The organism is Neoluteolibacter marinus, assembly GCF_014904755.1.
GTDB classification, from domain to species: Bacteria; Verrucomicrobiota; Verrucomicrobiia; order Verrucomicrobiales; family Akkermansiaceae; genus Haloferula; species Haloferula marina.
This window is the reverse complement of the sequence record NZ_JACZFQ010000071.1, coordinates 14,151-27,623: the sequence shown is the minus strand read 5'-3', so window position 1 is coordinate 27,623 and position 13,473 is coordinate 14,151. Positions and strand designations below refer to the sequence as shown.

5 protein-coding genes are annotated in these 13,473 nt (G+C 66.6%); 2 read left to right on the top strand and 3 right to left on the bottom strand.

The genetic code is table 11. The features are described 5' to 3' along the window. Positions 1–4 precede the first annotated feature (4 nt). The gene (locus IG178_RS13795) at positions 5–1,489 is read right to left on the bottom strand and encodes a hypothetical protein (RefSeq protein WP_193213146.1); all 1,485 of its coding nucleotides are present in this window, start codon (positions 1,487–1,489) and stop codon (positions 5–7) included. Between the two features lie 124 nt (positions 1,490–1,613). Between IG178_RS13795 and IG178_RS13790 the strand changes: the two genes are divergently transcribed. Together IG178_RS13790 and IG178_RS13785 are read left to right on the top strand one after the other, a co-directional pair. Then, the gene (locus IG178_RS13790) at positions 1,614–3,815 is read left to right on the top strand and encodes a sialate O-acetylesterase (RefSeq protein WP_193213145.1); all 2,202 of its coding nucleotides are present in this window, start codon (positions 1,614–1,616) and stop codon (positions 3,813–3,815) included. Next, entirely contained in the window at positions 3,812–8,608 is a 4,797-nt protein-coding gene (locus IG178_RS13785; protein WP_193213144.1) for an autotransporter-associated beta strand repeat-containing protein, read from the top strand. The genes IG178_RS13790 and IG178_RS13785 overlap by 4 nt, the downstream gene beginning before the upstream one ends. A 349-nt stretch (positions 8,609–8,957) precedes the next feature. On the opposite strand, the gene IG178_RS13780 is transcribed toward IG178_RS13785, so the two are convergent. Both IG178_RS13780 and IG178_RS13775 read right to left on the bottom strand, forming a co-directional pair. Then, on the bottom strand, positions 8,958–12,752 hold the full coding sequence (locus tag IG178_RS13780; RefSeq protein WP_193213143.1) for a serine/threonine-protein kinase: 3,795 nt from the start codon (positions 12,750–12,752) through the stop codon (positions 8,958–8,960). A 45-nt stretch (positions 12,753–12,797) separates the two neighbouring features. Further along, a complete protein-coding gene (locus IG178_RS13775) occupies positions 12,798–13,340 on the bottom strand; it encodes an ECF-type sigma factor (protein ID WP_193213142.1) in 543 nt (180 codons plus the stop codon). Between the last annotated feature and the right edge of the window lie 133 nt (positions 13,341–13,473).

The following is a 13,473-nucleotide window of genomic DNA, read 5'->3' as shown; positions in this document are numbered from 1 at the left end:
ACCTTCAGTTGCCCCAAGGTTCGCGGAAAGGATCGCTTCGCTCCGCCCGGAATCCGCGGAGAAGCTGTGGGTCGGGGTGCTCCGCGCAAAGCACCTGCCACGAGGCTTCGACCATCACATCGGGGAACTCCGACGCAATGCTCAATCGATGGACTTCCCCGCTTTCGCCATCGGCCACCTGCAGGGTGACCGTGGTCTTGCCACCGACGCTTTTCGGGAAGTCCTCATAGACCAGCAGCAAGCGGCCATCGCCGGAAAGCGCGCATTTCCGGCCCTCTTCCAATTTCAATGAACGATCGCCGGCGAAGCGGATCGTCCGCGTCTCCCCTTCCCATTGGAACCGTGAGGCCCGCTCCTTCGGTGGAACAGGCCCGGCTGGCTCGTAGCCCGGAGCCCACCACTCGCCGGGGATCTCCAACGGCGGGTTGTGGTTGTAGACCACGGGTGCTGACTCGGCGATCCGTTCACCACTGCGGCCGTCGATCAGCATCGTGACCGCCTCCGCCGCCCCGAAGACCTGCTCGTCCTCGGCGAAGTCGTCGGGAACCGGCACCTCATCACGGGTAGTCCTGGCCACCGCGAAGCGCCCGTTTCCAAGGTAGCGGACCGGCAATTGAGGCGCCACGCCGCCGAAGGTTTTGACGATGTGGACATCCTTGGCCACCCGATGCCACTCCCCGCCCTCCGGCAAAAACCACAGGCCGAATCCGCTGATCGCGTAAACACCGTCGGCGGTCTTGCCTCCCGCCGGATAAACTCCCGTGGCACCGTCATAACCGGCCTTTGACGGGGTGTCGAACCCCTCGGGCAAGCCCCCGATTACCTCGGCACGGGAGCGGCCCACATGGAGACGAACGATCTTCAATGAGCCATCGATCCGGGCGACGCCCATCACTTCTTCGTGATCGAGCCAGCGGGAATAGGCGAGTGGCATCTCGGTGGTGCGCATCGTCCCGTCAAGCGGATCGAGGCGCACGACGCGCGACGCGGAAAGCGCAGTGCCCTCCAGGCTACCATGGCGCTCGTAGGTGAGACCTTGCTCATCGAGCCGTGCCTGCGAAGGGTGGCCACCGACCTTCTCCCCCACCCTTCCATTGACGAGATCAAACCAAAACATCGAGTTACCGTCCGCCGGTTCCTTCCCTGAGTCCAGGCGGCCGCAGGCCAGGCCCCAGCCGCCGAAAAGCGGGGTGATGAAGCGCAGATACTGGTCATTCCCCGGCCCGCTGAATTTCTTCCGCAGGCCCTCGCCGGGACTGGCCGGATCGAAGGTCCAGTAGGAAGTGACCATCGGATCGTCGAAGGTCTCCCCGCGCTCCTCGACACGCACCATCAGCAGGGGCCGCGGCACAGGTTCCTCGAGCGCGCGGCCGGCAGGCCGGGCGATCTTGAGGGTCGTCACCGGCACCTCGATCGTCTCCCCGGCCACGCTCAGCCACGATAGGCAGAAGGCGAGAAAAGATCGAGCGGTGATGGGGTGGAGAGCCATTGCCAATGGTCCGCAGGATGCGCCTTGTCCCCCACAGGGCAAGCACGATGCAACATTCCAGCGCTCCGGAACCTACCCATAGAGGGGACGCGACAGGCTGCCGGATCCCGGCCATCGTTGCCCCATGCGAAACCCAATCCGCCTCCTCGCCGCGTGCCTGCTGATGGTGCCGGCATGGGCGAAGCCCACGCTTTTCATCATCGGCGACTCCACGGTGCGCAACCAGACTTCCGGCCAGCAGGGCTGGGGGGACCCGCTCGTGGCGCACTTCGATCCCGCGAAGATCGACGTCGTCAACCGCGCCATCGGCGGCCGCAGCAGCCGGACCTTCCTGACGGAGGGCCGATGGGACGCGGTGATGGCGAACCTGAAAGCCGGCGATTTCGTGGTGATGCAGTTCGGCCACAACGACGGCGGCAAGCTCAACGACGAGCGCTGCCGGGCTTCGATCAAGGGCACCGGCGACGAAAGCGAGGACATCACCCGCCAGACCGACGGCAAGCCGGAAACCGTGCACAGCTACGGCTGGTACCTGCGGAAATACATTTCTGACACCAAGTCGAAAGGCGCCACCCCGATCGTCGCCTCGTTGATCCCGCGCAACCTCTGGACCGATGGCAAGATCGGCCGCGCCGGCGACAGCTACGCGGGATGGGCCCGGGAGTCCGCCAAGCAAGGCGGTGCCGCCTTCATCCCGTTCAATGCCCTGCTCGCCGACCGCTACGAGGAACTCGGCCGGGAGAAAACCGGGCTGCTCTTCGCGGGAAGCGACCACACCCACACCGGCCCGCCGGGTGCCGAATTCAATGCCTCGGTCCTCGCCGGCGCCTTGCGTTCGACCGCCATCGGTCCCTACCTGCTGCCCGCCGACCTCTGGTTGCCCCGCATCTTCTCGGACCACATGGTGCTGCAGCGCGACCGCGGCAATCCGCTCTGGGGAACCACCGTTCCCGGCACCGGGGTGACCGCCAGCATCGCCGGCAAGACCGCCGTCACCCGGGCCGACGACAACGGTCACTTCCGCCTCGATCTCCCCGCTTTGCCCGCCGGCGGGCCGCATGAGCTGGTGGTCAAAGCCGCCACTAACAGGACCTTCAAGGACGTGCTCGTCGGGGAAGTCTGGCTCTGTTCCGGCCAATCGAACATGGATTTCACGGTTGCCAGGACGGAGAAGCGCTACTTCTCCGGCACCACGGATTGGGAACGGGAAGTCGCCGATGCGAATCATCCCCGGCTCCGCATGTTCACCGCCGCATGGACCCTGCGCGAAGACCCGCAGCGCGATGTCGAGGGCGAATGGCAGGTCTGCTCCCCGGCCACCGCCGGCGACTTCTCCGCGGTCGCCTACTTCTTCGGCCGCGACCTGAAGCAGCAGCTCGACGTCCCCGTGGGTCTCGTCACCTGTGCCTACGGCGCCAGCACCGCGGAGGCATGGATCAGCAAGGAGAAGCTGGCTTCGGTTCCCGAACTCAAGCCCTTGCGCGACGCCTTCTGGAAGAAATTCATCACCTACCGCGATCACCCGAAGTCCTTCGAGGACTATGGCAAGGCCCTCGCGAAATGGACCGCCCGCGGCAACAAGGGCCGCGCCCCGCGGCATCCCGATCCGATGCAGGACCAGCACAACCCGTCGGTCCTTTACAACGGCATGATCGCCCCGGTCGCTCCCTATGGCATCCGCGGGGCCATCTGGTATCAGGGGGAGTCGAACGGGGGCAGCCGCCAGCTTTACCCGGCCCTGCAGAAGGCCCTGATCGAAGACTGGCGGGAACGTTGGTCCGGTGAGGCATTCCCTTTCTACTTTGTCCAGCTCGCAGCGCACCACGACCCCAAGCCGGAGCCGGGCAACAGCAGCCTGGCGAGCATGCGCGAAGCCCAGGCGACTTCGCTCGAACTGCCGGCCACCGGCATGGCGGTGACGATCGACATCGGTGACGCCAAGGATGTCCACCCCCGCAACAAGCAGGATGTGGGAGCCCGCCTCGCCCGCCTCGCCTTGCACGGGACCTACCGCAGGGATCTCGTGCCCTGCGGCCCCATGATCAAGATGTCGGAGATCGAGGACGGCATGATCCTCCTCCACTTCGACCACGTGGGCGGAGGCCTCGTCGCCAAGGACGGTCCCCTCCAGCAATTCGCGATCGCCGGTGAAGACCGGAAGTTCGTGTGGGCCGACGCCACCATCGAAGGCGACACCATCGTCGTCTCCAGCCCCGCGGTCCAACGCCCCGCCTATGTCCGCTACGCCTGGGCCGACAACCCGGTGGGCGCCAACCTTTTCAATGCCGAAGGCCTTCCCGCCGCTCCGTTCCGCACCGATCCATGATTCGCCTTGTTCTCCCCTTCCTTGCCGCAGCCCTTCCCCTGACCGCCCAGATTCCCGCCTTCCCCGGAGCCCAGGGCTTCGGCGCCTACGCCACCGGCGGCCGCGGCGGTGACGTCTACTACGTCACCACCCTCAACAACAACGGCGCGGGTTCTTTGCGGGTGGGGCTCAGCACCGCTCCCCCGGAAGGCCGCACCATCGTGTTCGCGGTCAGCGGCTACATCCCGGTGGTTTCCGACACCAATTTCAACGTCCCGTCCAAGGTCACCATCGCCGGCCAGACCGCGCCGGGCGACGGCGTCGGCCTGCGCGGCGGCCGGATGCTCATCAGCGGCAGCGACACGGTCATGCGCCACTTCCGTATCCGCCACGGCAAGAACGGCACCGGCGGCGACTGCCTCAACATCGCGAGCACGGCGCAGCGGACGATGCTCGACCACATCTCGATGATGTTCAGCACCGACGAGAACTTCTCGTTCTTCAACAGCTCGGTGAACCACTTCACGATGCAATACTCCAACTCCACTTGGGGCATGGAGCGGCACAACGCCGGCGGCCTGTGGGACCTGCAAAACGGCTCCTGCCACCACACCCTCTGGGCCCATCACCGGACCCGCAATCCAAAGGCCCGGCCGTCGATGCTGGAGTGGATCAACAACGTCACCTTCCACTGGCGCAACGAGGGCTTCATCATGGGCGACTCGCAGACGCCCGCGAACTGGAAGGCCAACGTCCGCGGCTGCTACTACATCTCCATCGACGACGCGGACGACGGCAGCACGCTGAAAAGCACCGGCCTGACCAAGGCGACCGTCGCTTCGAATGGATTACCGAACTTCAGCCTCCATCTCGACGACACCCTCTACGACAACAACGACAACGGCGTCCTCGACGGGACCGACCGCGGTTACGGCATCGTCTCGGGCGCCGAGTTCACCCCGGGCGACGCGGTCGGCGCCAACCGCTACTACAAGTCCGCCGTTCCCTACACCGGCGCGACCGGGACCGCCACGGTTGCCGTCGATGATCCGCTGACGGCTTACAAGAAGGTCCTGTCCTCCGCCGCCCCGCTGCGCCTCGATGCGAACTACCCCGGCGATCTCCGCGACGAACTCGACGACCTGCTGGTCGACAGCGTGGTCAACCAGTACAGCATCCTGGTCCAGAAGGACGGCAAGGTCGCCGGCGAGGATCCGGCCCGCACCAACAACGGCGAACAGCTTCTCGCCGATCAATACGGTATCACCAACAACGGCTTCGGCACGCTCAACGGCACCACGCCGCCGACCGACTCGGACCTCGACGGCATGCCCGATTACTGGGAGCTCGCCCTCAACGGCCAGAACGGGATCGCCTACAACGTCGTCGGCGACGACCACAACAGCGCCTTCACCGCCGGCCAACTCCCGAACACCTTCTTCCCGGCCGGAACTCCGGTGGGATACACGCTTCTCGAGGAGTATCTCCACTTCAAGGCGATCCCCCATGCCACGGTGGCGAAGAACACGGCCGGTGCGCCGTCGGTGCAGGTGATCGACCTCGCGAAATACACCGACGCCTTCACCGCCGCGCCGGTCATCAACATTTCCGGTATCGCCAACGGCAGCGTCCAGCAGTTCCTCGCCAACGGCACCACGCCTGCCGCCGGCGGTCCGGTCGTCAAGTTCACCCCGACCCAGAACTTCACCGGCCGCGCCGGATTCAACTTCACCGTGACCGATGCCGACGGCAGCCAGTGGAGCCAGCAGTTCGCGCTGCTCGTCACCAGCAATGCCGCCCCCCGCGACCTGGTGTGGATCGGCGACGGCATCGGCAACCTCTGGGACCAGGCCAGCGTCAACTGGCAGACCGGCTCGGGCACAGGAACGGTCTTCTCCGCCGGCGACACCGCGCTCTTCGACGACCGCGGGTCGGCAGCCCCGGCGGTCAATGTCGACGGCTCCCAGTTCACCGGCTCGCTGCTGGTGACCGGCACCAAGGCCTACACTTTCGCCGGCACCGGCAACATCGCGTCGACCGGCGCGCTCACAAAGGCCAGCGACAGCAACCTGACCCTCGTCACTCCGGCGAGCTTCGCCTCCGGCACTTTCCTCAACGGCGGCAACACGATCCTGAACAACGGCGGCAACCTGGCCGGCGGTGCGATCCAGTTCACCGGCGGCAGCACGCTCACCGACAACACCGGCTCGAATTACCTGACCTTGACCCCCGACATCAAGGTCTCCGCCGGCGCGACCGGCAACCTCAACCTCTCCCCGCGCATCGAGCTCGACGGATCCCTCTCCGGCGGCGGGACCTTCAACATCCATTCTCCCTCGACCCTCGGCACCGAGGGCCGCGCCTACCTCGACGGTGCCTCCTCCGGCTGCACGGGCACCGTCAACCTCACCGGCGGCGCCACCGCCCCGGGCAACGGCGGCCGCATCGCGATGCGGGCGCTGAGCGGATCCTTCAACGGCTTCCTCAACGCCCGCATCCATCTGTCCGGCATCGACCTGTTCACGCAGAACTACTCGACCGGCAACACCTACGAGTTCGGGCAGCTTTCCGGCGACGCCAACTCGCGGATCCGCGGGGCCTACAACTCCAGCGGCGTCACCACCTTGTCCGTGGGTCAACTCGGCACCGACTCCGAGTTCGCCGGCGTCATCACCGACGGTGCGCCCAGCGCCACCGGCCTCTCCAAATACGGCGCGGGCAAGCTCACGCTCTCCGGAAACCACAGCTACACCGGCACCACCGCGATCTACGGTGGCACCCTTGAAGTGCTCGGATCCCTGGGCGCAACCAACGTCTTCGTCGGCGGCGGCTCGAAGCTCAGCGGCAGCGGTCCGGTCGGCAATGTCCTGACCGTCCAGACCGACGGCCGTGTTTCCCCGGGCAACAGCCCCGGCAACGCCGGCACCATGACCGCCGCCGGCGGACTCGTCCTCAATTCCGGCTCCCACCTCGACTTCGATCTCACCTCGAACGCCGGCGGGACCAACGACCGGATCCTCGTGTCTGCTGGAACCCTCGCCCAAACCGGCACCATCAACTTCCACTTCAACCTCCTCGACGGCTACCTGAATGCCGGCACCTACACCCTCGTCAGCGGAGCACCTAACAGCAGCGCGTCGTCGGTGAACCTCACCCACGACTTCCCCGCAAGTACCCGCCAGGGGTACGCGATGGGCCGGTCATCGACGGTGGCCGCCGGCCCGAAGAGCATCTGGCTGACGGTGTCCGGCACCGCGGCTGACTTGACCTGGACCGGAGCCGGCGGCGGCGCCTGGGATCTCAACGGCACCGCCAACTTCAGCAACGGCCCGGGCGGCGACAACAAGTTCTACAACCTCGACCGGGTCAGCTTCACCGGTCCGGCAGCGACCGGAACGGTGGCACTGAACGGCACCCTCCAACCGCGCGAGGTGCTGGTGGACAACACGACCGGTGCCAACCTCGGATTCGACGGCACGTCCGGAACCCTCGCCGGCACCGGCTCGCTGATGAAAGCCGGCGCGGGGACCCTGACCGTCACCCCGAACCCGTCGGGCAACACCTATTCCGGCGGCACCTACCTCTCCGGCGGCGTCCTGGCGGTGTCCGGCAATGCCCCGCTCGGCAGCGGGCCCATCCACCTCGGCGGCGGCACCTTGAACATCCTCTCCGGCAACCTCAACAACCCGATGGTTTTCAGCGGGACCAGCGCCATCGCCACCGGCGGCAACAGCGCCATCGTGGGTTCCAATGCCAACACCATGACCAGCACCGGCGACGCCAGGGTGAACCTTTCCGCGGTCGCCGGCATTCTCACCGTCAACGGCGACATGGCCGGATTCAGCGGCAGCCTGGACTTCGGCAGCGGATCCGGAACCCTGCGCCTCAACTGGAACGGCACACCGCTGGACGACCGCAACTTCGGCAGTGCCGCCACCCTCATCGACCTTGGAACCGCGGGCGCGCGACTGAACAACCGCAACGGCGACAAGACGATCCATCTGGGTGGTCTCGAGGGCGGCCCGGGAACCCGCCTCGAAGGCCGCCAAACCGGCAGCGGCCCGACCACTTCGACTTACGTGGTCGGAGCCCTGGGCACGAACCAGAGCTTCGCCGGGACCATCGACGACGGCGGCGATGAGGCCGGCCTGTTCCTCGTCAAGACCGGCGCCGGGACTTGGACCCTGGGCGGCACTTCGAACTTCATCGGCGGGGTCACCGTCAACCAGGGCACCCTCGCCCTCTCCGGCACCCTCGCTTGCAGCGGCGGCACGAGCGTCGAGCCGGGCGCGGTCTTCCATCTGCTCGGCGGCACCCTGGCCACAGCCAGCCTCGACATTGCCGCCGGCGCGACCCTCCGCGGCGCGGGCACCATCGACGGCGAGCTGCTGAACAACGGCAGCGTCGAGGTCGACAGCGGCGACCTGACCGTCACCGGTTCGGTGGTCAACAACGGCACCATGCGCATCAAGGGCGGCGCCAGTCTTTCCGCCAGCCAGACCGTCCAGAACTACGGGATCCTCGACCTGCTCACCGCCGGCGCGGGCCTGCCGCCGAATTTGGAAAACTACGGCGTCGTGATCGACTCGAGCGGCGTGACCACGACCGATCCGAGGATCGACGGCGACGACTTCAAACTGAGCGTCCAGACCTATGTCGGGCACAGCTACCAGTTTGAATGCTCCGACGACCCGGCGCTCGGTTCATGGGATCCGGTCGGTGCACCGATCGCCGGCGACGGGTCCGCGAAAACCTTCGTCCACCCCGATGGAGCCACCGGGACCAAGCGCTTCTACCGTGTCGCCGTCGATTGATGGGTCCGGACGCAAACAGGCCCCGCGTCGTCATGAGCTGATAACGCGGGGCCCTTTTCCATCGGGGAGGGAGGGAGATCCCGATTTCGTTTCGCCCCACTCAGGGGAAATCCGGCCTCCCGCCGGGGGGCTGTGGTTTCGAATCCCGGGGAAGGAAAGCGTTTGAAGCTCCTGCCCCCGATGCGGGACAGGAGAGCTGGAAGAGTCGAATCAGCAGGAGGCCGGAATGCATCGTGAGGATCTGCCAGGGGCGTCGGCCATCCCTCCACCCGAAGGTCCGGCCATTCACACACGCGCAAAGCGGCGACAAAAGCGGACACACCCGCGAAATTTTTTCGCGGAATCCGGATCACCGACCCAACGCCCCGGCGGCCTCACGCTGGGCCAGCCAACAAAGGAGGTGATCCTGGGTGACCACGCGAGGCAACGATTCCTCGCCCCCCGGAGGCACGGTTTCCATCGGCGAGCGGGCTTGCTCGAAGTAAATCCGCGCGCCCTCCGCATCTCCCTGGCGGGACAGGATCATCGCTTGGAAAAAGCCGGCCGGGACCTGGATCAGCGGCCGAAGTTCGGGATGCCAGCCATCGGCTTCCGCCACCCGCACCGATTCCGTGAAGGCGGCTTTTGCGGCGGCCAGGTTGCCGGCCCGGAACTCGGCCATGCCGAGCGTCTGCAGGGTCCACGGCCTCTGCTTGGGACTTTCTCCGCCACTCGCCGCTTCCCTTGCCAGGGCCAGCACGACCTCGAGCCTCCGGGGATCCGCCCCCGCCCGGAAGCACCACGCCTTTGCGGCACGCTCCTTGAAGTCCGGGTCTTGCGATTTCCCGGCCATCGCGAGCAAGCGACCGGCCGTTTCGTTGTGATCGGCATCCAGCCCGAACCACGCCTGGAGGGCGGCAACCCGCAGCGCGAACAAGCTGTCGTCCGGCCGCTGCGAGGACTCGCGGGCCAAGCCCGCGATGTCGGCAGCCTTGAGCCCCCCTTGATCGAACTCGTCCCAGAATTCCGCGACGGTCTGGCTTGGAAATCCGCCGTCGGCCTCGACATACGACAATCGCGTCAGCGCAGGCAACGCGCGCAAGGAGGCCAGGTCCCGCGAACCGAGTGAGAGGGTTAGATCAGATAGCGAGCCGGCTCCCGACAGCGCCCCGAGATCCGTGACCGGCGTGCGGCTGAAGCTCAAGCGCTCGAGAGGCATCCCGGCAAGGGGGGAAAGGTCGGACACCCGGGTGCCCGACAGCAGGAGCACGCGCATCCGCCGTTCCGCCAACACGGAGAGATCCGCCAGGGGCGTGTCGGCGGCATCGAGGAACTCGAGGTTCCGGCAAGCGGACAGCGGGCTGAAATCATTCACATCGATCCTCCAGATCCCCAGCTTCCGCAGCGCCGCGGACAGCACTGGCGACCGCAAGGCACTGAGATCGGTGACCCGGGTCCGGCTGACATCGAGCTCGGCAAGCGGCTGTCCCCCGAGCGGCCGGAGGTCTTCCACCGCCGTCCCCAGCAGCACCAGTTCTTCGACCGGTGTTCCCGCCACGATCGCCACGTCCTTGAAGTCCCGGCCGGTCACCACCAGCCGGCTGCTCCCCCTTGGCAGCGTCGTCAGGCTGAAGTCGAAGCCGCCCTTGCTCAGGGCCGCGGTCATCGATCGCTCGCGGTCCCATGCTTTCCAAAAGCCCTCCTTCGCCGGGCCGTCCCGGACATCCCGGGCGCCGGCCTTGCCACCGATCCGGATCTCCGTCAGGCCCGGAAGGTCGCGAAGTGCTCCCAAGGCCGCCAGTTCCGCCGCGGGAAGTTCCCGGAAACTCCCCGGCAACTCCAACTCCTGCAGCGATTCCATGGTCGCCAGCACCCGGTAGCCCCGCGCCTCGCGGCAACCTGCCAAGCCCAACACCCGCAACGGCGCACCTTCCAAAAAGGACAGGTCCCGCAAGGCCACGTTCTCCAGCTGGCAGATTTCCAGCGGTGCACCGGCCAGCCGCGAGAAATCGGTGGCGGGAATTCCCGACGCATCCAGCACGCGCAATGGCATCGCCGCAATTGGCACAAGGTCGGACACGCGGGTTCCCCGGATTGACAGCTGCTCCAGACGACAGTCCTTGAGCGGGGAAAGGTCGGCAACCGGCGTATCGCTCAGGTCGAGATCCTCAAGCGGCAGCGATTGCAATGCCGCCAGGTCACCCGGCTTGGTCCCTTGGAGATCGAGTGACTTCAGCAAGGGAAACCCTGCCAGGGCGGCAAAATTGGCAATCTCGCCGCACCCCGACAAATCCAGGGCCCCGAGCGGCATGCCCGCGAGCCGCGAGAGATCGACGACCTTGGTGTCGCTCAGGTCCAGCGCGAGCAGACCGTCGTCGCGCACCTCCAGCCGCTCCGCCAGCGGACGATCGGGAGCAAGTGCCACCTCCGTGAGGCGACCCGACCAATAGTCCACCAACAGCTTCCTTTCCTCACCTAACAGCCGCGCCACCGGCATGATCTCGGCCGCAGGCCGCTGACCTTGGAGCAACGCGACGTGGAGGCGCGAAAGGCTTTCCCGGCTGAGTCCCCCGTCGCTTGCCGGCGGAGCGGAGAGCAGTTCCTCGCACAGCGACGCCGACCGGCCCGCCGCCTCCAGGGACGGGTCCATCCGCTGCGCTTCGCGGTAGGCGGCCGCGGCTTCACCGAGCTTCAGCTGGCTCTGCAACAGGTCCGCCTTGGCCAGCTGATAGTCCGCCTGGTCCGGCTGGAGCTTGAGCGCGTAATCCAGCTTCTCGATCGCCTCGCCGAAGCGCTCCTGTGCGGCGAGCGTGCGGGCCTGTACCGCGAATGCCGGAGCCGTCGCACGCAACTCGGCCAAGGCCTCGCCCGAGGCATTCTCCGCCCGGGTCGCCCGGATCGCCCACCCGCTGCTCAAGATCGTGGCGACCGTCATCATGGCGGCGAGCAGGGCGCCCACCCGGAACGCGGTCTTGTGACGGCGCGCGAATTTGCGGAGCTGATAGCCGGTGCTCGGCGGCCGTGCGCTGACCGGCTCGTCCGCGAGGAATCGCTGGATGTCCCCGGCGAAGGCGTCCACCGATTCATAGCGGCGGCCCCGATCTTTCTCGATGGCCTTCATCACGATCCAGTCGAGGTCAGGCTCGATGTCGCGCCGTCGCGGCGTCTCCCCCACTTCTCCCGACCGGGCCCGCGGCCCCGCGATGGTCGCCGACCTTGCCGACGGCCGCACGGGATCGACCTCGCGGATCATCCGGCACACCTCGTCGTCCCCGGCGGATTCCAACAATCCCTTCTCGTATGGAGGCACCCCGGCGAGCAGCTCATAGAGCAAGATGCCGAGCGAATAGATGTCGCTGCGGGTGTCGATGTCCTGCCCGCCGCGATCCGCCTGCTCGGGACTCATGTAAACCGGGGTGCCAAGGAACTGCCCGGAGCGGGTGACCAGGCTGCGGTCCGCGAGCTTGCCCTGGATCGCCTTGGCGATGCCGAAGTCGATCACCTTCACCACCGGTCGACCGTGCCGGCCGGAAACGAGCACGTTCGACGGCTTGATATCACGGTGGATGATCCCCTTCTGATGGGCGTGCTGGATGGCGGCGCAGACTTCAAGGAAGAGCGCCAAGCAGCCCGGGATTTCCATGTCCGCCTGTTTACAAAAGCGGGTGATGGGAACTCCCTGCACCAGCTCCATCGCGAAGTAGGGTCGCCCGGCCCGTGTCGCCCCGGCATCGAGCACCATGGCGATGTTCGGGTGATCCATCATCGCCAGCACCTGCCGTTCGGCCTCGAATCGGGCCAACACCTCGCGGGTGTCCATCCCCGCCTTGATCACTTTCAGCGCCACGTTCCTCGTGATCGGCACCCGTTGTTCAGCCCGCCAGACCACGCCGAAGCCCCCTTCGCCGATGCGTTCGCACAGCAGGTAGGGGCCGATCGACTCGCCCTCGCCTTCTCCCTCGATACCCCGGAACTCCTCCGCGCCGAGCGTTGTCCCGTCGATGTCGCCGAAGAACTCGTCCGCCTTCAGCAAATCGGCCAGCATCGCCTCGACCTCGCGGCGCAGCCCGTCGTCGCCGCCGCAGGCTTGCTCCAGAAACCGCTCGCGCCGGGATGCCGGCAGCTCAAGGGCTTCGGCGAACAGTTCTCTGGCCTGCGGTTTCATGAGTCCGGGACACCCGGGGTTCGTCGGGGCAGTTCCACCGTGGGTTCAGGGGTTCAAGGCCCGGTAGAGCCACAATTTCGCCTCCGCCCAGTGGCGGCGGACCGTCCGTTCGTTCATCTCCAACAGCGAGGCGATCTCGTCGTGGTTCATCCCGCTGAAGAACCTGAGTTTGACGATCCGGGCGTTGAGCTCGTCGTGCTTCTCAAGTTCATCGAGCACCTCGTGCACCCCCACCAGCCGCTCGTCCGCCACGGGCGCGGGCAGGTCGAGTTCGTCGAGCGGCACATTGGCATGCCCCCCACCCCGCTTGGCGGCGATCCTCCGCCGGGCCGACTCGACCAGGATGCGCCGCATCGCCTCCGCCGCCGCGCCGTAGAACTGCTTCCGGTCGCGCCACTTCCCGGGCGCCGATTTCTGCAATCGCAGCCAGGCTTCATTGACCAGCGCCGTGGCGCCCAGCGACCGCTCGTCCCGTTCCGCCGCCACCTTCGCCGCGGCGATCTTCTTCAGCTCGGAATACAGGCCGCCGAAGAGTTCTTCACCGTTGGATCCGGGCAAATCGTTCAACCAGCGTGTGTAGTCGGGCACGTCGCGACGATATACCCGGATCCGCCGGCGGCAGAAGGCAAAGATCGGGCGTTCAGCCGCCTCGGGCTCCCCCCAAGCCGGCCTGTCATCGGGCGAATTGCCACCTTCGGGTTATAGGCATCACCGGGAACCA